The organism is Aliihoeflea sp. PC F10.4, from assembly GCF_054612275.1.
Genome location: NZ_JBTSWH010000001.1, coordinates 133,341 through 157,190, shown reverse-complemented (window position 1 = coordinate 157,190; position 23,850 = coordinate 133,341). Strand labels below are relative to the sequence as shown.

Sequence of the window (23,850 nt, the reverse complement as noted above, 5' to 3'; positions counted from 1 at the left end):
CTGCAAGCCTTGCGGCCTTGAAATGCGATCAAGGGTTATAGGAGACGACCTATTCGGCCGCCACACCCATGCGCATGCGTTCCATTTCGATCAGCGCGCGTTTGTATTCCACCGGCATGACCTTGCGGAATTTCGGGCGGTAGTCGGCCCAATTGTCCAAAATGGTCTGACCCCGCGTCGAGCCGGTGTGGTCCACATGGCTGCGGATGAGCTGATAGAGGCGCTCCTCGTCATGGCTCGTCATGTCGGCTTGGACGTCGACGCGGCCCTTGTGGTCGATGTCGCCGCCATGGTGGTGGAGACGTTCGAGAAGCTCGTCTTCCTCCGGCACCGGCTCCAGCTCGACCATCGCCATGTTGCAGCGTTCGGCAAAGTCGCCCGCCTCGTCCAGAACATAGGCGATGCCGCCCGACATGCCGGCCGCAAAATTGCGTCCCGTCCGGCCGAGCACGACGACAATGCCGCCCGTCATGTATTCGCAGCCGTGATCGCCCACGCCCTCGACGACAGCGACCGCGCCAGAATTGCGCACGGCGAAGCGCTCGCCCGCGAACCCGCGGAAGTAGCATTCGCCCTCGGTTGCGCCGTATAGAACGGTGTTGCCGACGATGATGGAATCTTCGGCGACGATGCGCGTGTTTTCCGGCGGGCGGATGACGATGCGACCGCCCGAAAGACCCTTGCCGACATAGTCGTTGCCGTCGCCGATCAACGTGAAGGTGACGCCCTTGGCGAGGAATGCGGCAAAGGACTGGCCGGCCGTACCGGTCAGCGTCACATTGATCGTGCCGTCCCGCAGACCCTTGTGGCCGAAGCGCTTGGCGACCTCGCCCGACAACATCGCGCCGGTCGAACGGTCGACGTTGCGGATGTCGGCAGCGATCTCGACCGGTTGGCGCGCGTCGAGCGCGGGCGCGGCCTCCGCGATCAACTTGCGGTCGAGCACGTCGTCGATCGGATGCTTCTGGCGCTCGGTCCAGTAGGTCTGTTCCTTCGGCGCGTCGGGCTTGAAGAACATCTTGGAAAAGTCGAGTCCTTTCGACTTCCAGTGCGAGAACGCTTCGTCCTTGGCAAGAAGTTCGGACTGTCCGATGATTTCGTCGAGCTTGCGATAGCCCATCGAAGCGAGCAGTTCGCGCACTTCCTCGGCCACGAAGAAGAAGAAGTTGATGACATGCTCAGGCGTGCCCTTGAAGCGCTTGCGCAAAACCGGGTCCTGCGTGGCGACACCCACGGGGCAGGTATTGAGGTGGCACTTGCGCATCATGATGCAGCCCGCCGCGATCAGCGGCGCGGTCGAGAAACCATATTCGTCGGCACCCAGAAGCGCACCGACGATCACGTCGCGGCCGGTGCGAAGCCCGCCATCGACCTGAAGCGCGACGCGTGAGCGCAAGCCGTTCAGCACCAGCGTCTGGTGCGTCTCGGCAAGCCCCATCTCCCACGGCGAGCCGGCATGCTTGATCGAGGTCAGCGGCGAAGCGCCCGTGCCGCCGTCATAGCCCGACACGGTGATGTGGTCGGCACGCGCCTTGGCGACGCCCGCCGCGACAGTTCCCACGCCGACTTCCGAAACCAGCTTAACCGAAACGTCGGCGGTCGGGTTCACATTCTTCAGATCGTAGATGAGCTGCGCCAGATCCTCGATCGAATAGATGTCGTGGTGCGGCGGCGGCGAGATAAGCCCGACACCCGGCGTCGAATGGCGCACCTTGGCGATGGTCGCATCGACCTTGTGGCCGGGAAGCTGGCCGCCCTCGCCCGGCTTCGCGCCCTGCGCGACCTTGATCTGCATCATGTCGGAATTGACCAGATATTCCGCCGTCACGCCGAAGCGGCCGGATGCGACCTGCTTGATCGCCGAACGCTCTGGGTTGGGCGAACCGTCGCGCAGCGGGAAATACCGGTCCGGCTCCTCGCCGCCCTCGCCCGTGTTCGACTTGCCGCCGATGCGGTTCATCGCAACGGCGAGCGTCGAATGCGCCTCGCGGCTGATCGAGCCGAACGACATCGCGCCTGTCGAGAAGCGCTTGACGAGGTCGGTCGCCGATTCCACCTCGTCGAGCGGCACCGGTGCGCGGCCTGTCTCGGTCGCGAGCTTGATCTTGAAAAGACCGCGAATGGATTTCGCGTCGGCGGCGCTGCCGTCGATCTGCGCGGAATACTGCTTGTACGTCTCCCACGAATTGAGGCGGACCGAATGCTGAAGCGTTGCGACCGCGTCGGGCGACCACATATGGGCCTCGCCGCGAATGCGGTACATATATTCGCCGCCGACTTCGAGCGCGTTCTTCAGCACCGGGTCGTCGCTGAAGGCGGATTCGTGGCGCAGCACCGTTTCGTCTGCGATCTCGTCGAGCCCGACGCCCTCGATCGTGGTCGCCGTGCCGAAAAAGAAGCGCTCGACGAATTCGGAATTGAGACCGATCGCGTCGAAAATCTGCGCGCCGCAATAGGACTGATAGGTCGAAATGCCCATCTTGGACATGACCTTGAGGATGCCCTTTCCGATCGACTTGATGTAGCGATAGACGACTTCGCCGGCATCGACTTCCGGCGGAAAGTCGCCGCGCCGATGCATCTCGGTCAAGGTATCGAAGGCGAGATAGGGGTTGATCGCCTCGGCACCGAAACCGGCAAGACAGGCGAAGTGATGCACCTCGCGCGGCTCGCCCGATTCCACCACGAGACCGACGGCCGTGCGCATGCCCTTGCGGATCAGGTGATGGTGAACGGCGGCGGTCGCCAAAAGCGCCGGGATGGCGATGCGATCGGGTCCGACCTGACGATCCGAGAGGATGATGATGTTGTAGCCGCCGACGACGGCCGCCTCGGCGCGCTCGCACAGGCGCTCGACGGCGCCCTGCATGCCGGACGCGCCTTCCGCCGACGAATAGGTGATGTCGATCGTCCGTGTGTCGAACCGATCCTCGGTATGGCCGATCGAGCGGATCTTCTCCAGATCGCCGTTCGTCAGGATCGGCTGGCGCACCTCAAGCCGCTTGCGGCGCGAAGAGCCGACGAGGTCGAAGATGTTCGGCCGCGGCCCGATAAAGGAGACGAGGCTCATGACGAGTTCCTCGCGGATCGGGTCGATCGGCGGGTTCGTCACCTGCGCGAAGTTCTGCTTGAAATAGGTGTAGAGCAGCTTCGACTTGTCGGACATCGCCGAAATCGGCGTATCGGTGCCCATCGAGCCGATCGCTTCCATGCCCGTCGTCGCCATTGGCGACATCAGGATCTTGGTGTCTTCCTGCGTATAGCCGAACACCTGCTGGCGATCGATCAGCGACACGTCGTTGCGCGGCGCGCGCGGCTGGACCGGCTTCAGCTCCTCCAAAATGAGCTGCGTGTTCTTCAGCCACTGCCGGTAGGGGTGCTGCGAGGCGATCTCGGTCTTGATCTCGTCGTCGGAGATAATGCGACCCTGATCCATATCGATCAAAAGCATACGGCCCGGCTGGAGCCGCCATTTTGTCACGACGTTTTCTTCCGGCACCGGCAGCACGCCGGCTTCCGACGCCATGATGACACGGTCGTCGTCGGTCACGATGTAGCGCGCCGGGCGAAGACCGTTGCGGTCGAGCGTCGCGCCGATCTGGCGACCATCGGTAAAGACCACGGCGGCCGGGCCGTCCCACGGCTCCATCAGCGCAGCGTGATATTCGTAGAACGCGCGGCGCTCTTCGCTCATCAGCTTGTTGCCGGCCCATGCTTCCGGGATCAGCATCATCGCCGCATGGGTCAGCGAATAGCCGCCCTGGAAGAGAAATTCGAGCGCATTGTCGAAGCACGCCGTGTCCGACTGGCCTTCATAGGAAATTGGCCACAGCTTCGAAATGTCGTTGCCGAAAAGTTCGGAATCGACCGACGCCTGCCGCGCCGCCATCCAGTTCACGTTGCCGCGCAGCGTGTTGATCTCGCCATTATGCGCGACCATGCGATAAGGATGCGCCAGCTTCCAGGATGGGAAGGTGTTGGTCGAAAAACGCTGGTGAACAAGGATCAGCGCGCTTTCGAAGCGCGGATCGGCAAGGTCGGTGTAATAGGCGCCCACCTGATAGGCGAGGAACATGCCTTTATAGACGATCGTGCGCGAGGACAGCGATACCGTGTAAGCGCCTTCGTCGCGCCCGCCGGCCTCAACGAAGAGCCGCGCCGAGATCGCCTTGCGCAGGATGTAGAGCCGGCGCTCGAACTCGTCATCGTCGGTAATGGCGGCGTTGCGGCCGATGAAGACCTGCCGGTGAACCGGCTCGCTTGCCGCGATGTCCGGAGCCTTCGACAGGGACGAATTGTCGACCGGCACGTCGCGGAAGCCGAGGAGCGTCTGGCCTTCCTGCTGCACGACTTCGGCGATGATCGCCTCGGTTCTCTCGCGAAGATCGGGATCGGTCGGCATGAAGATATGGCCGACGGCATAATGGTTGGGTTCTGGCAGGTCCACGCCCTGCGCCGCCATCTCCTCGCGGAAAAAGCGGTCGGGTATCTGGACAAGCACGCCCGCGCCGTCGCCCATAAGGGGGTCCGCGCCGACCGCGCCGCGATGCGTCAGGTTTTCGAGCATAAAAAGCCCGTCTTTGACGATCTGGTGCGACTTCGTGCCCTTCATGTTCGCGATGAAGCCGACGCCGCATGCATCGTGCTCGTTGCGTGGATCGTAAAGACCCTGCGCATGAGGGATGCCGGCTTTGCGGGCAGTCGCTTTGGTCTGCACGGCCGGCGTCGATCCGGGCATCACAGCTTGCGTCTTCTCGCTCATGGCATCTCTCCGTAGCCCTTCGTGCGGGCGGTCGTCTCGTCCTCCGGGCGCACTTTCACGCGCACCCATTCTTGCAGTCGCGGCATATATGTCTATGGGTCGCTTCGCCGACCATCGGTACGGATCAAACCGCCCTGTCGGCACCAGCCCGGTACATCGTGCCAAGCGGCGCCCGTCGAAGATGGCATCTTACCGTGCCATCCACCCGCCGGGCAAACCGCAAATAAGACAGCATTACTGTCCTAAATTCGGTATGACAGAAATCCAAAGCCCGCACAAGATGCAAGTGCAAAAAAAACAGGCGGCGAGCGACATATTGTTTCGCCTATTTGAGCCTCGATGCAATTTTTGCAAAGCTGGATTCACGCGGCCGTTAAATGCTTGTCATGCCCCAACCAAGCTGGTTTGACAGGCGCAAACGATCAACAGGTTCCATCCCATGTATTTTGCCTCCGACAACTGGGCCGGCGCCCATCCCGACATCGCGCGCAATCTGGTGACACGATCCGCAGGGTTCGTACCAGCCTATGGAGCCAGCGATCTCGACCGCGAGGTCGAGGCGAAATTTAGCGAAATCTTCGAGCGCGACGTCGCCGTCTTTTTCGTCGGAACGGGCACGGCGGCCAATTCGCTCGCGCTGACCGCCTTCGACCGGGCTGGCGGCGTCTCCTTTTGCCATCGCGAGGCGCATGTCAGCGCGGACGAGTGCGGCGCGCCGGAATATTTCATGGGGGGCTCGCGCCTCCATCAGGTCGACGGACCGCTCGGCCGCATCGACCCCGACCGGTTGAAGGCGGCGATCGAGCGCTTTCCGCCCGAATTCGTGCATGGAGGACGTCCGGCCGCCGTCACGATCACGCAAGCAAGCGAAGTCGGCACGGTCTACTCGCTTGCGCAAATCGACGCGATTTCCAGTCTGGCCAAAGAACATGGCATCCCGCTGCATATGGACGGTGCGCGCTTTGCCAACGCGCTCGTCTCGCTCGACGTCTCGCCCGCCGAGATGACCTGGAAGCGCGGTGTCGATGTCCTGTCGTTCGGTGGCACGAAGAACGGCTGCTGGTGCGCGGAGGCGGTGATCTTCTTCGACCCGGACAAGGCGAGGGATTTTCCGTTCATACGCAAGCGGGCCGCGCAGCTTTTCTCCAAGTCCCGTTTCATCGCCGCCCAGTTCGAGGCCTATTTCGCCAACGATCTGTGGCTGACGACCGCGCGTCATGCAAATGCGATGGCGGCCCGCCTTGCCGGTCATTTCACCGCCTCGCCGAATGCGCGCCTTGGCTGGAAGCCGGAAGCGAACGAGGTGTTCCCGATTCTGCCCAAGGGCCTCGCGGACGAACTCAAGGAAAAGGGCGCGGTGTTCTACGCATGGCCGACGCCGAGCGGCCTCGATGTCAGGCCGGACGAAACCTTGTGCCGGTTCGTCACCAGCTTCGCGACCAGTGAAGACGAGGTCGACGAAATCGGCAGGCTGATCGCCTGAAATTGCACTTCCAAATGAAAAAGGCCCGGGATCGCTCCCGAGCCTTTCCGCATGAACGGTCCAGCCGTCAGATTTCGAAATACCGCTCGCGAGCCTGAACGAACAGCGAGTCCGTGCCGTCCGTCTTCTGGCGAACGATGTTGAACGCCTGAACGAAGCTTTCAGCAGTCTTCTTGGTCAGCGGATCGGACGAATCGAGGAGACCCTGAAGGATTTCCTTCGATGCGGCGGCGCCTGCCTCGAGAATCTCGTCCGGGAACTGCCGGATCTGCACGCCATGATCGTTGACGAGCGTCTGAAGCGCGCGCGGATCGTTGGCCGCAAAGTCGGCGGCGACGGCATCGTATTCGGCTTGGCAGACATCGCGGATGATCGCCTGAAGATCGTCTGGCAGGGCCTGATACTTCGCCTTGTCGACGACGAGTTCGGTCGCCAGACCAGGCTCGATGAAGCTCGGGAAATAGTAGTTCTTGGCGATCTGATAGAAACCGAGCGCGAGATCGTTATAGGGACCGACGAATTCGGCCGCGTCGAGCGTGCCCGACTGGAGCGCCTGGAAGATTTCGCCCGCCGCCATGTTGGTGACCGATGCGCCGAGTTGCTGCCAGACCTGACCGCCGAGGCCGGGTGTGCGGAAGCGAAGGCCCTGAATGTCGGAAACACCGGTCAGTTCGTTGCGGAACCAGCCGCCGGCCTGCGTGCCAGTGTCGCCCGACAGGAAGCCCTGAACGCCGAACTGGTCATAGATTTCGTCCCAGATTTCCTGACCGCCGAGATAGCGCACCCAGCCGGTGAGTTCGCGCGAGGTCATGCCGAAGGGAACGCCGGTGAAGAAGGAGAGGCCCTGGCTCTTGTTCTGCCAGTAATAGGCAGCGCCATGGCTCATCTCGGCATTGCCGTCGATGACGGCATCGAGCGACTGGAGCGGCGGCACGAGTTCGCCGGCCGAATAGACCTGCACGGTCAGGCGACCGCCCGAGGCAGCCGTGATGCGTTCGCCGAGGCGCTGCGCGCCAACGCCCATGCCCGGAAAATTGCGCGGCCACGTGGTGACCATGCGCCAGGTCTGGTTGCCCTGCGCGATCGCCGGTGCGGCAAGCGTCGTGGATGCGGCGACAGCGCCGGCGCCGGCAAAACCGGCTTTTGTCAGAAAGGAACGACGATCCATAAGAAACCTCCCGTAATGGACCTCAAAATGCATGTCGGTTTTCGGGAATCCGGTATGACACGTAAGCGCGTCCTCCCCCCGAGGCCGGGCCGTATACATACACGCCGAAGACCTCAAGTCCAGCGCCAAGAAGCACACCGCCAAAACTTGACTAACGCCTTGCGTTAGCTCGACAAAACTGCCTGTTTCATGTGCAGATATGATGCCGTGCTTATCGCGCGACGACTTGGAGTCAGCTCCGTTTCGCGCTAGATATTGCCGAGACGATCATTGCAGGACCAACATCCGTGACCCAGCCGCTTGTCGCCGTGTCGACCGACATTCGCCAGTTCGAGAACTACACCTGGCACGCAGCGCCCAGCCAGTATCTGGAGGCCGCGCTTTCGCAGGCCGGCATATTGCCGCTTTTGCTGCCCTCGTTCGGCAACCGCATCGATTTCGACGCGCTCTTGTCTCGCGTCGACGGCGTGTTACTGACCGGGTCGAAGTCGAACGTCCATCCGTCGCTTTACGGCGGCGATGCGAGCGAAGCGAATGGTCCTTACGACGAGGCGCGCGACGCGACGACCATGCCGCTGATCCGCAAGGCGATCGAGCGCGGCGTGCCGCTTCTGGCCATCTGCCGCGGCATTCAGGAACTAAACGTGGCGCTCGGCGGCTCGCTGGCGACGGAAATTCAGGAGGGTGAAGGCATGTGGGACCACCGCGCGCCTGACAGCCCCGACCAGAACGAACGCTTCGCGATCCGCCAGTCGGTGCGCATCAAGAGCGGGACCTGCCTTGCGGGCGTGTTCGGCGCGCAGGAAATCAAGGTCAACTCGGTTCACCGGCAGGCGATCGGCGAGATCGCGCCGAAGCTTCAAGCCGAAGCAGTCGCCGAAGACGGCACGATCGAGGCCGTATCGGTCATCGGATCGAAGGCTTTCGCCGTCGGCGTGCAGTGGCACCCCGAATACTGGGCGTCGAGCGATCAGGCATCCGCGCGCATCTTCGAGGCGTTCGGCGAAGCCGTGCGCGCGCATGAGGCAGCCCGTCTCGGGCTGGCGAGCGCGGCCGAATAGAGCCTTTCTTTCTTATACGGAAGCGATTCTGTTTCTCCGATGGCGTGGCAATCCGCGAGAAGGACGGTGAAGGTCGTATCTGGATACGGCCAAGTCCGTACGACGAAGCGGGTGCCCGCCAGCGGGAAACCCTTTAGGGCCGGGTTAATTCACCGGCAGAATGATTCCGTATGAGAATGAAAGGCTCTCGACCCTGTCAGTCGATGGCGACGAGGCGAACGAGCGGCGATTGCGGCTCGTAGGATACATGCGTGCCGCCCTCGGCCGCCGCAAAGCGGATGACCGCCGTGCCGTCCGCGCCGAGAAGGTCGATCGTGCCATCGTCCTTTTCCTCGATCATGGCGGCCTGCGCGATGGGGCTTGCGGCACTGTCGCAAGTAGGATCGACGGAAAGCCGCGCGACCTTTTGGCGAACGTCGCCCTGCGAGAGGCGGCATTCCACATCGCCCGAAATGAGCATGTAGTCGCTCGGATTGTTCATCTCGGCGCGGGCCGTGCCCGCATCCTCACGAACACCTTGCGCAAGCGCGATGAGCGCGACAGTCGCGGCGAGAGCGGCAAGGGTGGTCTTCATGTCGTCACTCCGTTCGCCTCCCCGCCCGAGACTGAACCTTCATGGTTAACGACGCGTTAAACCTTACTTGCGGCGCGAAAAAGGCACCGTCACCTGCGCTTTGCCAGATCCTTCGTCTCGGCGACCGGCGTTAGCGCTTCGCCGCGCGAAAACCACGCAATCAAATTGTCAACGACGAGATCGGCCATGGCCTGTCGTGTATGGAGCGTTGCCGAACCCACATGCGGCAACAGGCTTGCGTTCTCCGCGTCGAGCAGGGCCTGCGGCACGTTCGGCTCGTCTTCGAAGACGTCGAGGCCGGCAGCCTGGATCGTGCCGTCATGAAGCGCGGCGGCAAGCGCCTCCTCGTCCACGGTATTGCCGCGCCCGATATTGACGAACACGCCGGTCGGCCCGAGCGCTGCGAGGATTTCGGCATTGACGATCTTCTGGGTCTGCGGTGTCGAGGGAGCGACGGAGATCAGCGTGTCGACATTGGCAGCCAGTTCGACGAGGCTGTCGAAATACTGGTAGTCGACCCCGTCGACACGGCGCCGATTGTGGTAGCTCACCGGCAGGCCGAACGCCTCGATCCGCTTGGCGATGGCGAGCCCGATGCGGCCCATTCCGAAAATACCGACCCGGCGGCCGCGCAGCGTGCCTCTTGTCAGGCGATACGGCCCCTCGCCCTTCCACCGCCCGTCGCGCAGCCATTGTTCGGCCTTCGGCAGTTCGCGCACCGCATTGATCAGCAATCCGATGGCCGTATCGGCGACCTCGTCCGTCAAAACGTCCGGCGTATTCGTAACGACGACGTTCCGCGTCGCGGCGTGGCTCGCATCGACGTGATCGTAGCCGACGCCGAAGCTCGACACGATTTCCACATTGGGCAGGCCGTCCAGAAAAGCCGGATCGACGTCTTTTCCCATCACTGCGACGCCAATTATCCCGTCAGGCGCATCCGGCGAGTTCACCAGCGTGAACGTCTCCTCCAGGCGCTTTGCCGCGTGCGGATGCGGCTTGCCATGAACCAGAAGCGTAACGTCTTTCAGGTTCTTCTCCGGCATGGCGTTCTCCTTTTCGAAAATCGTTTTTGGTCAGGCGTCGTGCGGTGCTGAGGTCGACTGGCGAATGTGGAGTTCCGGCGTGATCAGGTCCTGATCGCCGTGAACCTCTACACCGGACAGCCGATCAACGAGGGCTTTCGCCGCCTGGCGGCCGACCTCGCGCTGGCCGTTCCAGACGGTCGTCAATGCCGGTGTCGCAATCGCCGCCTCTTCGAGATCGTCATAGCCGATCACCGAAATGTCGATTCCAGGCCGGAGCCCGGCGCGCGCAAGGCCGTTCATCAAGCCGATGGCGACAAGGTCGTTCCAGCAGACGGCGGCCGTGGGTTTATCGGGAAGGTTGAGGAACTGGCCAACCGCATCGAAGCCGCCCTGCTTGGTGCGCGGGCCGGCGATGCGCCATTGCGGACGCGGATCGAGGCCCGCGCGCTTCATCGCGACGACATAGCCGCGATAGCGCTCGCGGCCCGTTGAAGTCTGGTCCGTCCCGCCGATCATCGCGATGCGCGTATGGCCAAGGCCGATCAGATGGTCCGTGGCAAGCCCGACCCCGAACGCGTCGTCACCGCGAAAGACCGGAACGTCCACGCCCTCCACCGAACGCGCGATCAGCACCGCCGGCAGGCCGTTTTCCTCGGCCATCATGATATCCTTCGCCGGCGTCCCGATCGCCGGCGACATGATCACGCCGTCGGCCCCAAGCTGCAAAAGCGTATCGATGAAGTTTCGCTGCTTTTCCAGATCGTCATAGTGATTGGACAGGATGAAAGTCTGGCGCGAGCGGTCGAGTTCGTGCTCGATCGACTTCAGGATCTCGGCGAAGAACGGGTTCATGATGTCGTGGACGACGACGCCCACGATACCCGACCGCGACGTGCGCAAGGATGCGGCGCGGCGATTGTAGATATAGCCGATCTCGCGCGCATGCGCCTTGATGCGATCACGCGTCGTGTCCGCCACGAGCGGGCTGTCTCGCAGCGCGAGCGAAACCGTTGCGGTGGACACGCCGAGCGCATCGGCGATGTTCGATAATTTGATTTTCTGGCCCAGAACCCCCTCCCGAAAGGGTACACAGGATTAAACCGTTTAAACCTATGCCATCACGGGAGCGTGTTTCAAAGCTTTTTTGCCAGATCGCGCGCTTCGGAGTTTGGAAGGGATCGGCTTTGCAGCCGCAAACGCGTTTCGCGGTGGACTATATAAAGCCCGCTGGCCACGATGATGCCAGATCCGACGAGCGTCCAGCGATCGGGCAGATCGCCGAATACGAGATAGCCAAGCGCGATCATCCAGACCATCTGGAGGTACGGATAGGGCGCGAGCGCGGACGTAGATGCCTGCTTGTAAGCATGGATCAAGAGGAGGTGCCCGAACGCGCCGTAGACGCCGAGCGACAAAAGCACCGCCCACTGAATGCCCGTATCGGGCAACGATCCATAGAGTGGCACGGTCGGGGCCATCAGGATGACGGGCGCGAGCGCCGAATAGAAGATCAGGCTCTCGGCCGTTTCCTTCGCGCCCATCTGCCGCGTCATGATGACGTAGAGACAATAGCAGCCCATCGCGCAGAAAATATAGAAATGGCCGATGCCGAACGCGCTGTAGCCCGGCCGCGTGATGACCAGAACGCCGACGAAACCAACCACGATGGCGAGCCACCGGCGCCAGCCTGCCCATTCACCCAATAGCGGCCCGGCAAGCGCGGTGATGACCATCGGCGCGAAGAAGAAGATCGACACCGTTTCGGCAAGCTGAAGCGTTTGCAGCGCGAAGAAATTGAAAATCGTCGAGCCAAACAGGAAGATCCCGCGTATGACCTGACGCGGCAGGCTGACGACCGTGAACATGGCGCGGTTCGTCCACGCCCGAAACGCGATCAGCACCAGCACGACATGAACGGCGAAGCGCACCCACGCGACGAACGGCGCTTCCATGCCCGACTGGACGAGATATTTCGCGCTCGTATCGAGAAAGGAGAATATCAGCCCGGCGACGAGAACGAGAAGGATCGCCGAAAAAGGCGTGGCTGTGTCGGTCGAAGTGGAAGGTTGGGACAAAAGATCGGCATCCGTCTGGGCACGTGCCGTGTTTGGAAGCTTCACGCCGTCAGTGCAAGCGAAAAGCCGAAAGTTTCTCTCAGGCGGCGGTCTCGATCGGCTCCTCGACGACCTCTTCGTCGTCGTCTTCTTCCTCGACGATAGCCGAGAGATTGGCTTCGATCTGCCCGAGAAGCTTTGCGAGGGTTTTCTGGTCTTTCTTGTCGAGGCCCTTCAAGGCCTGCTTTTCGGTCTTTTTCAGGCTCTTTTCGATCGACTTGATCGCGTCACGTCCCGGTTCGGCCAGAAACACATGCGCCTGCCGTGCGTCCGTTTCGGATGCCTGCTTGGCGACGAAGCCCTGCACCTGAAGCCGGTTGATCGTCTTCGTGATGGTGGGCGGCCGCACGCCGAGCCTGTTGGCAAGCTGGCCGGGCGTCTGCCCGTCGGTTTCGGCGAGCGCCATGATGATTTGCTCCTGGCCGGCATAAAGCCCATGTCCGAGGAGCCGCGCGGCGAGTGCCGTTCGCGTCAGCCTCGCAGCCGACTGGAGCCTCATTGCAATCGCTCGCTTGTCGCCCTTGGCCATGCTGGCATCCCATCCTGACATTTAAATTTGCGGCCCGATGCATTAGCTTGGACCGATGACCTCAGCGCCGATATGCCATAGCTACATATCAGAAACATGACAGCCAGCGAAACAAACGCCGCGCGCAGGATTGCCGTCCTGCCGCTGGGCGCAACCGAGCAGCACGGCCCGCATCTGCCGTTCGAGACCGATACGCTGATCGCGGAGGCGGTCGCGAGCCGGCTGAAGGACCATCTTGCCGGCGAAATTCCGCTCGATATCCTGCCCGTCGAACCGGTTGGATATTCGCCCGAGCACATGGATGTCGAGGGCAGCAAGACACTGCGCTTCGACGAAGCGGTGAACCGCTGGATCGGCATTGGCGCACAACTCGCCGCGCAAGGCACACGTAAATTCGTCATGCTCAACGCCCATGGCGGCAACTCGCCGCTGATGACGGTGGTGGCGACCGAACTTCGCGTGCGCCACGCGATGCTTGCCGTCGCGACGAGTTGGACACGCTTCGGCTATCCGGCCGATATCGTCAGCCCGCATGAAAAGGCCATCGGCATTCACGGCGGCCTGATCGAGACGAGCGTAATGCTGGCGATCCGCCCCGACCTTGTCGACATGGATAAGGCTCGCGACTTCCCCTCCGCTCAATCCCGTTTCGAAAAGGACTTCACGCATCTGCGCGCCTACGGCCCGCATGCCTTCGGTTGGAAGATGTCGGATCTGTCGCTCGACGGCGTCACCGGAAACGCAGCAGGTGCAAGTGCCGACAAGGGCGAGCGCATCCTGGATCATAGCGTCGCCGGCCTTGCCGACCTCATTCGCGACATCGATAAATTCGACGTTTCATCTCTGCGTTGACCCCCGTGCAAATCGGATCGTGACGTCCTATATCGGGCCGACTTCCCTTTCCTCCATTCAAGGAGACGCGGCCATGGCCGATCCGCAAACCCAGATTCCCGTCACCGTCCTCACCGGCTATCTCGGCTCCGGCAAGACGACGCTTTTGAACCGCATCCTCACCGAAGATCACGGCAAGCGCTACGCGGTCATCGTCAACGAATTCGGCGAGATCGGCATCGACAACGACCTGATCGTGGAATCCGACGAGGAAATCTACGAAATGAACAATGGCTGTATCTGCTGCACGGTGCGCGGCGATTTGATCCGCACCGTCGAGGCATTGATGCGCCGCCCCGGCCGCTTCGACGCGATTCTGGTCGAGACCACCGGCCTTGCAGACCCTGCCCCCGTCGCACAGACCTTCTTCATGGACGATGACGTGCGCGCAAAGACGAAGCTCGACGCCGTCGTCGCACTGGTCGATGCGAAGCACCTGCCGCTTCGCCTGAAGGATTCGAAGGAGGCCGAGGACCAGATCGCTTTCGCCGACGTGGTTCTTTTGAACAAGACCGATCTCGTCAGCGCCGACGAACTTCGCGCCGTCGAAGCGACGATCCGTGCGATCAACCCATCCGCGCGCATCCACCGGACCGAGCGTTCGGCGATCGATCTGCGCGAAGTTCTCGACCGCGGCGCGTTCGACCTTTCCCGCGCGCTCGACAACGATCCGCACTTCCTCGATGGCGATCATGATCACGAGCACAGCCACGATCACGACCATGTTCACGGTCCCGATTGCGGCCATGACCATCATCACGACCACGCCTCGCCGATCCACGACGCGACTGTGAAGTCGATCTCGCTGCGCGGCGGCGACATGGACCCGAAGAAGTTCTTTCCGTGGCTTGAAAAGACCACGCAGATGGACGGGCCGAGCATCCTGCGTCTCAAGGGCATCATCGCGATCAAGGACGATCCGGAGCGCTATGTCGTGCAGGGCGTCCACATGATCATCGAGGGCGATCACCAGCGCGCATGGAAGGACGGAGAAAAGCGCGAGAGCCGTCTCGTCTTCATCGGCCGCGATCTTGACGAGGAACGCCTGCGCCGCACCTTCGAAGCCTGCCAGGCACAGCCGGTCGCCGCCTGACAGATGCCGACAGTCGCCCCGCTCGATCTCGACGGCCATTGCATAACGGCCGCCTTCATTTCCGATGTTCCCCATTTCGCGATGGCCGACGGAACGGTCCACCGCCTCGATCACGGTCACAAAACCGTCGAGGCGCATGACGGACTTTTATGCGCCGTGGCGGCGCTTGACGGCAAATCGCTGATCACCGGCGGCGAAGATGGCCGCGTCTGTGCGATCTCTTCCACGGGCGAAGCGAAAGACATTGCCGGCATCATCGGCAAATGGGTAACCGCGCTCGCCACTGGGCCGCGCGGTGCGGTGGCGTTTGGCAGCGGCCGCACAGTGTATGTGTGCCTGCCCGATGGCAATTTTATCGATTTACAGCACCCGCGCTCGGCGGAAGGTCTCGCCTTCGCGCCGAAGGGCATGCGCTTAGCCGTAGCCCGCTACAATGGGGCAACGCTGCATTTTCCGGCCACCGCCGGCAAGCCGGTGGAGCTTGAATGGCCGGGCGCGCATATCGGCGTGACCTTTTCGCCGGACGGCAATTTCCTCGTCACCGCCATGCAGGAAAACGCGCTGCACGGCTGGCGGCTTTCCGACGGCAAGCACATGCGCATGACCGGCTATCCGGCCAAGGTGAAAAGCATGTCGTGGGGACCGAAAGGCAAATGGCTGGCGAGTTCCGGTGCGCCGGCCGCAATCGTATGGCCGTTCCAGACCAAGGACGGGCCGATGGGCAAGGCCCCGCTGGAACTCGGCACGCGCGGCGATACGATGGCGACCGCAGTCGCCTTTCACCCGGCGGAAGAAATCCTCGCCATCGGCTATGGCGACGGCATGGTCATGGCCGTGCGCGTGGCCGATGCAAAGGAAATCCTCCTGCGCCGTCCGGGCAAGGCTGCGATTACGTCGATGGACTGGGATCGCGAAGGCCGCCGCATCGTCTTCGGCTCCGAGACCGGCGATTGCGGCGTCATCGATATTTCGGGCTGAAGCATCAGGGCGGCCGAAAGCGCCGCCCCGCTACAGTTCCTTGATGAAGTACCGCACGGTCTTTTTCCCATAGCCGGCCGTACCGACTTCGCGAAAGCCGAGCGCGGCATGAAAAGCGTCCGACGCCGGGTTGGGCGGGTCGAGATTGACTTCGCAGGCGATCAGGTCATGACCATCCGCCGCTGCCTTTTTGAACAAAGCTTCATAAAGCCGGCGCGCCAGACCGCGACCGCGCGCGTGCTCCGCCACCGCGATCCGGTCGACATAGGCGAAGCGCGGGTAGCGCTCGCGAAACCAGATAAAATTCGGGCTGTCGTAATCGCTCGTCTCGTCAAACGCGATGATGAACGCGTCCGCATTGCCGACGACACCGGCCAAATAGGCTGCGTCCACAAGCTGCTTCAGCCGCACCGTATCGAGCGCCGACAACTCGTTTTCATGAAGCGTATTGAGTTCGAGAACGGAGCCAAGATTTTCCGGGACGATCGGCTGGATATCGGTCATGTCGCGGCTCTGAACGTTTCCGTACAAAACGTCAATCGCGCGATTAGCATTTTTAATATCTTCAAATCGCGAAAGAACATATCATGAACACATGAGCACGCTTTCAACACGCGATAAACTGGCCATCCTTTCCGACGCCGCGAAATATGATGCCTCTTGCGCATCCTCCGGCGCGGCCAAGCGCAATTCCCTGAAATCGGGCGGAATCGGCTCGACGGAAGGCATGGGAATCTGCCATTCCTACGCGCCGGACGGACGCTGTATTTCGCTTTTGAAAATCCTGCTCACTAATTTCTGCATCTACGATTGCAGCTATTGCATCAACCGTTCCTCCTCCAACGTGAAGCGTGCCCGCTTTTCAATCGATGAAGTCGTGCGGCTGACGCTCGAATTCTACAAGCGCAACTATATCGAGGGGCTGTTCCTCTCCTCCGGCGTCATCCGGTCGCCGGACGAGACGATGGGCGAAATGGTCGAGATCGCCCGCCGCCTGCGCGTCGAGCACAAATTCGGCGGTTACATTCACCTGAAAACGATCCCCGAATGCGCGCCGGAGCTTCTCGATCAGGCCGGCATTTTCGCCGACCGGTTGTCGATCAATGTCGAACTGCCGACCGACGAGGGCGTGAAGAAGCTTGCGCCCGAAAAACGCCCAGAGACGATCCGCATTTCGATGGCGAATCTCCGCGCGCGCATCGAGGAAAAGTCGGAGCCGACTTTGAAAACGAAGCGCCGACAGCGTTTTGCGCCGGGCGGGCAGTCGACCCAGATGATCGTTGGCGCGGATGCGACGAGCGACGCGGACATCCTGGGAACGAGCGCGCGGCTTTACGGCAGCTACCAGCTCCGCCGTGTCTATTATTCCGCCTTCAGCCCGATTCCGGATTCGTCCTCCACCCTGCCTTCGATGAAACCGCCGCTGATGCGCGAACACCGGCTCTATCAAGCCGATTGGCTGATGCGGTTTTACGGATTCGACCGGCACGAGATCACGGCCGGCCGCGATGACGGAATGCTGGACCTCGCGATCGATCCCAAGCTTGCATGGGCGCTTTCCAACCGCGCCTCCTTTCCCGTCGACGTCAACCGCGCGCCGAAGGAAATGCTCCTGCGCGTGCCCGGCTTCGGCACCAAAGCAGTGAAAAAGATGCTGGAGGTGCGCCGCTATCGCCGTCTGCGGCTGGAAGATGTCGGCCGGCTTTGCCAGTCGGTCGTCAAGGTGCGCCCCTTTATCGTCGCGGAGGGATGGTCGCCCGGCGGCATGACAGACGCGGAACATCTGCGCGCCGAACTGGTTGGTAAGCCCAAGCAGCTGAGTTTGTTCTGATGAGCCAGCCAGCGCGCCAGCCGACGACGAGTTTTTCCATTCAACTGGAAGGCGAGACGGATTTTTCCGGCTGGCGCGATGCGGCTCGACGGCTTGTCCTGAACGATATATCGCCGCACGATATCGTCTGGACGACCGGCGCCGAGAGCGACCTTTTCGCCGAAACGGCGCCGTTGCCGGAAATTCCCGCCGGGAAAATACTGAACGTGCCACGCGAATTCGTCGAGCGCGCCGAAGCCGTGGCATGCCACTTTGATCCGTCGCGCTTTTCCATTCTCTACCGCATCCTCTTTCGGCTCGTTCGCGAACCGGAGCTTTTGAAGATCGCTTCCGATCCCGACATCATGCGTCTGCACGAGATGGAAAAGGCAGTGCGGCGCGACACGCACAAGATGCGCGCTTTCGTGCGTTTCGTGGAGATCGGCGACGGCGAGGACAAGCGCTACGTCGCCTGGTTCGAGCCCGATCACTTTATTCTTGAGCGCAACGCGCCGTTTTTCGTGCGCCGGTTCACCGGCATGCGCTGGACGATCCTGACGCCGAAAGGCACCGCCGAGTGGGACGGCGAAAAACTCGAGATTGGCCCGCCGGCATCGAAGGCGGACGCGCCCGGCCCCGATGCGACCGAGGAATTGTGGCGGACTTATTTCACCAACATCTTCAATCCGGCGCGTCTGAAGGTGAAGGCGATGCAGGCCGAAATGCCGAAGAAATACTGGAAGAACCTGCCCGAGGCGGCGCTGATCCCCGACATGATCAAGGGCGCGGACAAGGCGGCAAAGGAGATGATCGATAAGATGCCGACCATCCCTGCCCCGCACCACGAAAAAGTGCAGGAACGCTACTGGTCTGCCAAGGACGAGCCTCTTTCCACGGGCACGCCGGCAAATACGCTGACCGAAGCGCGCGAACAGGCGAAAGGGTGCCGCCGTTGCCCGCTCTGGCGCGACGCCACGCAGACCGTGTTCGGCGAAGGACCGGAAGATGCGCGCATCGTCTTCGTCGGCGAGCAGCCCGGCGACCAGGAGGACATTGCGGGCAAGCCCTTCGTCGGCCCTGCCGGAAAAGTCTTTGATGCCGTGCTGGAGGAGGCCGGCGTCGACCGGCGCATCACTTACGTCACCAACGCCGTCAAGCACTTCAAGTTCGAACCGCGCGGCAAGCGCCGCATCCATATGCGGCCGAATGCGGGCGAGGTGCAGGCCTGCCGCTGGTGGGTCGATCGCGAACTTGATTTCATCAAGCCGGACCTTGCCGTCGCACTCGGCGCGACCGCCGCACATTCGCTTCTCGGCAAGGCGATCCCGGTAACGAAAATGCGTGGCGAGGTGATAACGCGCGACGACGGCCTTCGCGTCTTCATCACCATCCACCCCTCCTTCATTCTGCGCATTCGCGAGCGCGCGGAGGCAGAAGCAGAACGCGCACGGTTCGTCGCCGACATGCGCAAGGTCAAGGAATTGATGGCGGCCTAGACGATCAGAACCGCCCGCAGATCGTTGACGTTCGTTCCCGTCGGACCCGGCTCGAACAGATCGCCCAGAGCGTCGAACGCGCTCCACGCATCATGCCGAGCCGACAGCGCGCGCGGGTCAAGCCCGAGCGCGCGCAGGCGCGAAACCGTTAAGCCGTCCGCAAACGCACCGGCATTCGTCTCGGACCCGTCAATGCCGTCCGTATCAGCCGCGAACGCATGCACGCCGGACAGTCCCTCGATGCCGATAGCCAGCGACAGCAGGAAGTCCGTGTTGCGTCCGCCTTTGCCGCCCTTTTCGCGGATCGTCACGGTCGTCTCGCCACCCGAAAGAAGCAGGACAGGCTTGGCGAAAGGCCGGTCATGCAGGGCGACTTCGCGCGCCAGCGCCGCGTGAACCTTGCCGACTTCGCTCGCTTCGCCTTCGATCGCATCGGACAAAATCACGGCCTCGATGCCATGACGTTTAGCCTCAGCCGCTGCCGCCTCTAGCGAAAAATTGGCCGACGCGATGATCTGCACCTCGTTTCCGGAAAAGCGCGGATCGTCCGGCTTCGGCGCATCGGCATCTTGGGAGCGCATATGCGCCATAACCGCGTCCGGCAGCTTTATGCGGTAAGTCGCAATTATGGAAAGCGCGTCCTCGCGCGTCGCACCATCCGCCACGGTCGGCCCGGAGGCGACATGGGCGGGATTGTCTCCGGGAATGTCGGAAACGATCAGAGACACGACGCGCGCGGGATGCGCGGCGGCTGCGAGGCGACCGCCCTTGATGGTCGAGACATGTTTGCGGATCGTGTTCATCGCCGAGATGGGTGCGCCGGATGCCAGCAGCGCCTCGTTGACGGCGATCTCGTCTGCAAGCGTCAGTCCATCCGGCGGTGCGGGCAGCAAGGCCGACCCGCCGCCCGAGATCAGCGCGATGACGAGATCGTCTTTCGTCAAACCCTCGACCGACGCCAGAAGCCGTTTTCCGGCTTCGAGCCCGGCTGCGTCCGGCATGGGGTGTGCCGCCTCGATGATCCGGACGCGCTCGCATTTGCAGCCATAGCCGTAGCGCGTGACGACGACGCCTTCGAGCGGGCCGTCCCACGCCTTCTCCAGCGCCCGAGCCATTTGCGCCGAACCTTTACCCGCCCCAACGACGATGGTTCGGCCCTTCGGCCGCTCCGGCAGATGATCACGGATTGTGCGCTCGGGGTCGGCGGCGGAAACGGCGGCATTGAAGATGTCGGTGAAGAGACGGCGCGGATCGATCATGCCGCCAATCTCCACGCCCGAACCCTAGCTGGCAAGGTCGCTCTTCGCCTTTTTGCCCGCCACATAGACCTCGCGCACGGCGCGGTCGTCGCCCATGGTTTGCAGGAGGAACAGTTCTTCCGCCAAGGTTTCGATCCGCTCCATGCGCAGCCGCATGGCAGGCGTTGCATTGGCATCGAGCACGACGAGGTCCGCGTCGGTACCAGGCTCGAGCGTGCCTATCTTTTCGCCGAGCGACAGCGCTTCCGCATTACCGCGCGTGATCTGCCAGAACGATGCGAACGGGTTCAGCTTCTCGCCATTGAGCGCGATAACCTTGTAGCCCTCGTCCATCGTGCGCAACATGGAATAGTTGGTCCCCCCTCCGACATCCGTCGCGGTCGAGATGCGTAGCGGTTTCTCGCGGCGGCGATACCGCAGATAGTCGAAAAGGCCAGAGCCGAGAAAAAGGTTCGAGGTCGGGCAGAAGACGGCGATGGAGCCGGCATCCGAAAGCGCATCCGCCTCGCGTTCGGACAGATGGATGGAATGGCCGAAAAGCGTCTTTGACCCGGCCAGCCCATAATGCTGGTAGATGTCGGTATAGTCCTTCGCCCACGGATAGAGTTCGCCCGTATAGGCGATCTCGTCGTGGTTTTCCGATAGATGCGTCTGGACGTGAAGCTCAGGATATTCGCGCGCGAGTTGACCTGCCATCTCCATCTGCTCGGGGCTGGACGTGATGGCGAAGCGCGGCGTGATGGCGTAGTGCCCCCGCGCGCGGCCATGCCACCGTCCGATCAGCTCCTTCGTGTCGTCGTAGGAGGATTGCGGCGTATCCGTAAGCGCGGCGGGTGCGTTGCGGTCCATCATCACCTTGCCGCCGACGACCAGCATGTCGCGGCTTTCCGCCTCCGCGAAAAAGGCGTCCGCGCTTTCCTTGTGAACGGAGCAATAGGCGGCGACCGTCGTCGTGCCGTGCCGGATAAGTTCGTCGAGAAAGAGCCGCGCGATGCGCCGCCCGTGCTGGAGATCGGCGAAGCGCGTTTCCTCGGGAAAGGTATAGCGGTTCAGCCATTCCAGAAGCTCGGTGCCGTAGCTTGCGATCACCTGCATCTGCGGGAAATGTGCGTGCGTGTCGATGAAGCCGGGTAGGATCAGATGCGGGCGGTGATCGATCACTTCGGCATCCGGCGCATTGGCGGCAACCGTCGCGAAATCGCCAATGGCCGCGATCTTGCCGTCCTCGATCAACAGCCCGCCATCGTCCTCGTAAACGTAGGAGGCATGGTCATCGACGCTTTGCGGCTCGGTCAGGAACGTCAGCAGACGTCCGCGCAGAAGAAGGCTCATCTTACCGCCCCTCGAACCATGCGACGAGCAGCCGACGCTCGTCGTCGGTCATGCCCGATAAATTGCCGGGCGGCATGGCGTGGCTGCGGCCCGACTGGATATAGATTTCGCGTGCGTGGTCGGCGATGTCCGCTTCGGTGTCGAGGTGAACGCCCTTCGGTGCGAAATGAATGCCCGCGAAACCCGGCTCGGCGGCATGGCACATGGCGCAGCGGCCCATCACCGTGTCGCGTACCGCCGGAAAATGCGTTGACGCCATCAGTGCTTCGGCCCGTACGGACGCACGCGGCTCGCCGGTCAGCGCGGCGGGAACGGTCGACAGCCACATGATGACGATGAACAGGACAGCCGACGCACCCCATGTCCAGTGCGGCTTTGCGCCGGTCGCATGCATCGTGTTGAAGTAATGCCGGATCAGCACGCCGATGATGAACACCAGCGATGCGATCACCCAGTTGAACTCCGTCGCGTAGGCGAGCGGATAGTGGTTCGACAGCATCAGGAATATGACGGGCAGCGTCAGATAGTTGTTGTGGGTCGAGCGCTGCTTGGCGATCTTGCCGTATTTCGGATCGGGCGCGCGCCCGGATTTGAGGTCGGCGACCACGATCTTCTGGTTCGGAATGATGATCAGGAAGACATTGGCCGACATGATCGTCGCGGTGAACGCGCCCAGATGCAGGAACGCCGCGCGGCCGGTGAAAAGCTGCGTGTAGCCCCACGCCATGGCGACGAGAACGCCATAGAGGATCAGCATGAGCGCCGTGTCGTTTTTACCAAGCGGCGATTTGCAAAGCTGGTCGTAGATCACCCACCCGAGACCGAGCGAGGCAATCGAAATGAGAATTGCGACGGGCGCCGAAACGTCGAGCACGTTGCGGTCGATCAGGTAGAGATCGGCGCCGGCATAATAGACGATGGCAAGCAGCACGAAGCCGGAGAGCCAGGTGGCGTAGCTCTCCCATTTGAACCAGATCAGGTGCTCGGGCATGTTGGGCGGCGCGACCATATACTTCTGGATATGGTAGAATCCGCCGCCATGGACCTGCCATTCCTCGCCGTTGACGCCGGGCGGAAGCGGAACGTTGCGCCGCAGGCCCAAATCGAGCGCGATGAAATAGAAGGACGAGCCGATCCATGCGATCGCCGTGATGACGTGCAGCCAGCGCGCGGCAAAGGACAGCCAGTCCCAAAAGATCGCGAAATCGTACACCGGCCATTCCCCTCGGCTCGAACCCGTCCCGACTTTTACGCGCATCGGCGGGATGCGGAAGGGGCAAGCAGCGCGATGACTTTCAAAAAATGAATGAAAATGCTAGCGCATTCCCACCCAACCTTATGGCAGGCGCATGGCATATCTGGACAATGTCTCGGTCTTCGTTCGCGTGGTCGAACTCGGCAATCTGTCGGCTGCCGGGCGCGACATGCGCATATCGCCCGCCGTCGCGTCGAACCGCATCAAGGAGCTGGAAAAGCATCTCGGCGTCAGGCTCTTCAACCGCACGACGCGGCAATTGATGCCGACCGAGCACGGGCGCGTCTTTTATGACGGGGCGAAAAAGGTGCTTGAAGCCGTTTCGGAAGCCGAAGCGGCTGTCACGTCGCTATCGGGCCAGCCGCGCGGCACGATCCGCGTCACCGCGCCGCTCGGCTTAGGGCGGCGCTTCATCGCGTCCGGCATCCCCGAATTCCACGACCGCTACCCGGACATCGAGGTGCGGCTGCGCCTGTCGGACCACAATGTCGATATGATGAAGGAAGGCATCGACGTCGCCTTCCGGCTTGGGCTGCTCGAGGATTCCAGCCTTCGCATGCGCGGCCTGATGGATTGCGAGCGCGTGCTGGTCGCATCACCGCATTATCTCGAGGCGCGTGGCGAACCGCAAACGCCGCAGGAGCTCGTTGACAAGCGCCACGACTGCTTGCTCCTGCGCTTTCCCGGCGCGCGCGAATTCACCTGGACCTTGCAGACGCCGGAGGGCCCGCAAAAGCTGGACGTACGCGGGCCGTTCGATTCCGACGATGGCGACGTGTTGACGAGTTGGGCGCTTGCCGGGCGTGGCATCGTCATGAAGCCGCGCTTCGAGGTCGAGCCATTCATCCGCGACCGGCGGCTGAAGGTGATCCTGTCCGACACGCCACCGACACCGGTGCAGCTTGCCGCGATCTATCCACACAAGAAGTTTCAAGACCCCAAGACACGCCTGCTGCTCGATTTCATGGCCGAGCGCTGTCAGCGGCTGATCCGCGACATTATGCGATAGTTGGTTTC

The 23,850-nt window shown here is 62.1% G+C and carries 19 protein-coding genes; 8 read left to right on the top strand and 11 right to left on the bottom strand.

Annotation, left to right across the window (positions count from 1 at the left end; translation table 11 throughout):
- Positions 1-49 precede the first annotated feature (49 nt).
- Positions 50-4,762 (bottom strand): glutamate synthase large subunit, encoded by a 4,713-nt coding sequence (gene gltB / locus ACX82Z_RS00690; protein WP_459586234.1) that lies wholly within the window; start codon positions 4,760-4,762, stop codon positions 50-52.
- A gap of 439 nt (positions 4,763-5,201) precedes the next feature.
- On the opposite strand from gltB, the gene ACX82Z_RS00685 reads away from it, so the two are divergent.
- Positions 5,202-6,245, top strand: coding sequence for a threonine aldolase family protein (locus ACX82Z_RS00685; protein ID WP_459586233.1), 1,044 nt, complete (start codon positions 5,202-5,204; stop codon positions 6,243-6,245).
- Positions 6,246-6,312: 67 nt separating this feature from the next.
- Here ACX82Z_RS00685 and ACX82Z_RS00680 read toward each other — a convergent pair whose 3' ends face one another.
- Positions 6,313-7,413 (bottom strand): TRAP transporter substrate-binding protein, encoded by a 1,101-nt coding sequence (locus ACX82Z_RS00680; RefSeq protein WP_459586232.1) that lies wholly within the window; start codon positions 7,411-7,413, stop codon positions 6,313-6,315.
- 287 nt (positions 7,414-7,700) lie between these two features.
- On the opposite strand from ACX82Z_RS00680, the gene ACX82Z_RS00675 reads away from it, so the two are divergent.
- Positions 7,701-8,474 carry a gamma-glutamyl-gamma-aminobutyrate hydrolase family protein gene (locus ACX82Z_RS00675; protein ID WP_459586231.1) on the top strand — a complete coding sequence of 258 codons (774 nt, stop codon included), beginning with the start codon at positions 7,701-7,703 and terminating at the stop codon, positions 8,472-8,474.
- A 196-nt stretch (positions 8,475-8,670) separates the two neighbouring features.
- Here ACX82Z_RS00675 and ACX82Z_RS00670 read toward each other — a convergent pair whose 3' ends face one another.
- From ACX82Z_RS00670 to ACX82Z_RS00650, 5 genes are all read right to left on the bottom strand, one after another.
- Positions 8,671-9,048, bottom strand: coding sequence for a hypothetical protein (locus ACX82Z_RS00670; RefSeq protein ID WP_459586230.1), 378 nt, complete (start codon positions 9,046-9,048; stop codon positions 8,671-8,673).
- Between the two features lie 89 nt (positions 9,049-9,137).
- The gene (locus ACX82Z_RS00665; protein WP_459586229.1) at positions 9,138-10,094 is read right to left on the bottom strand and encodes a 2-hydroxyacid dehydrogenase; all 957 of its coding nucleotides are present in this window, start codon (positions 10,092-10,094) and stop codon (positions 9,138-9,140) included.
- Between the two features lie 30 nt (positions 10,095-10,124).
- Positions 10,125-11,144: a LacI family DNA-binding transcriptional regulator gene (locus ACX82Z_RS00660; RefSeq protein ID WP_459591203.1), complete on the bottom strand. Its 1,020-nt coding sequence runs from the start codon at positions 11,142-11,144 to the stop codon at positions 10,125-10,127.
- 65 nt (positions 11,145-11,209) lie between these two features.
- The gene (locus ACX82Z_RS00655) at positions 11,210-12,151 is read right to left on the bottom strand and encodes a DMT family transporter (protein ID WP_459591202.1); all 942 of its coding nucleotides are present in this window, start codon (positions 12,149-12,151) and stop codon (positions 11,210-11,212) included.
- Between the two features lie 79 nt (positions 12,152-12,230).
- Positions 12,231-12,719: a MarR family winged helix-turn-helix transcriptional regulator gene (locus ACX82Z_RS00650; protein ID WP_459586228.1), complete on the bottom strand. Its 489-nt coding sequence runs from the start codon at positions 12,717-12,719 to the stop codon at positions 12,231-12,233.
- A gap of 96 nt (positions 12,720-12,815) precedes the next feature.
- On the opposite strand from ACX82Z_RS00650, the gene ACX82Z_RS00645 reads away from it, so the two are divergent.
- The 3 genes from ACX82Z_RS00645 (at position 12,816) to ACX82Z_RS00635 (ending at position 15,681) form a co-directional block, all read left to right on the top strand.
- On the top strand, positions 12,816-13,571 hold the full coding sequence (locus ACX82Z_RS00645) for a creatininase family protein (RefSeq protein WP_459586227.1): 756 nt from the start codon (positions 12,816-12,818) through the stop codon (positions 13,569-13,571).
- Positions 13,572-13,644: 73 nt separating this feature from the next.
- On the top strand, positions 13,645-14,703 hold the full coding sequence (locus ACX82Z_RS00640; protein ID WP_459586226.1) for a CobW family GTP-binding protein: 1,059 nt from the start codon (positions 13,645-13,647) through the stop codon (positions 14,701-14,703).
- 3 nt (positions 14,704-14,706) lie between these two features.
- Entirely contained in the window at positions 14,707-15,681 is a 975-nt protein-coding gene (locus ACX82Z_RS00635) for a WD40 repeat domain-containing protein (protein ID WP_459586225.1), read from the top strand.
- A 30-nt stretch (positions 15,682-15,711) separates the two neighbouring features.
- Here ACX82Z_RS00635 and ACX82Z_RS00630 read toward each other — a convergent pair whose 3' ends face one another.
- Positions 15,712-16,185, bottom strand: coding sequence for a GNAT family N-acetyltransferase (locus ACX82Z_RS00630; RefSeq protein WP_459586224.1), 474 nt, complete (start codon positions 16,183-16,185; stop codon positions 15,712-15,714).
- 91 nt (positions 16,186-16,276) lie between these two features.
- Between ACX82Z_RS00630 and ACX82Z_RS00625 the strand changes: the two genes are divergently transcribed.
- Entirely contained in the window at positions 16,277-17,512 is a 1,236-nt protein-coding gene (locus tag ACX82Z_RS00625) for a putative DNA modification/repair radical SAM protein (protein ID WP_459586223.1), read from the top strand.
- Positions 17,512-18,987: a UdgX family uracil-DNA binding protein gene (locus ACX82Z_RS00620; protein ID WP_459586222.1), complete on the top strand. Its 1,476-nt coding sequence runs from the start codon at positions 17,512-17,514 to the stop codon at positions 18,985-18,987. The genes ACX82Z_RS00625 and ACX82Z_RS00620 overlap by 1 nt, the downstream gene beginning before the upstream one ends.
- On the opposite strand, the gene ACX82Z_RS00615 is transcribed toward ACX82Z_RS00620, so the two are convergent.
- The 3 genes from ACX82Z_RS00615 to ACX82Z_RS00605 are packed head-to-tail and all read right to left on the bottom strand — an operon-like array spanning position 18,984 to position 22,791.
- Positions 18,984-20,246 carry a glycerate kinase type-2 family protein gene (locus tag ACX82Z_RS00615; protein ID WP_459586221.1) on the bottom strand — a complete coding sequence of 421 codons (1,263 nt, stop codon included), beginning with the start codon at positions 20,244-20,246 and terminating at the stop codon, positions 18,984-18,986. The two genes, ACX82Z_RS00620 and ACX82Z_RS00615, sit on opposite strands and share 4 nt — an antisense overlap.
- 24 nt (positions 20,247-20,270) lie before the next feature.
- Entirely contained in the window at positions 20,271-21,578 is a 1,308-nt protein-coding gene (guaD, locus tag ACX82Z_RS00610; RefSeq protein WP_459586220.1) for a guanine deaminase, read from the bottom strand.
- Between the two features lies 1 nt (position 21,579).
- On the bottom strand, positions 21,580-22,791 hold the full coding sequence (locus ACX82Z_RS00605) for a urate hydroxylase PuuD (protein WP_459586219.1): 1,212 nt from the start codon (positions 22,789-22,791) through the stop codon (positions 21,580-21,582).
- A 136-nt stretch (positions 22,792-22,927) separates the two neighbouring features.
- Here ACX82Z_RS00605 and ACX82Z_RS00600 point away from each other — a divergent pair, with 136 nt between their 5' ends.
- Positions 22,928-23,842 (top strand): LysR family transcriptional regulator, encoded by a 915-nt coding sequence (locus ACX82Z_RS00600; protein WP_459586218.1) that lies wholly within the window; start codon positions 22,928-22,930, stop codon positions 23,840-23,842.
- The last annotated feature ends 8 nt before the right edge of the window (positions 23,843-23,850 follow it).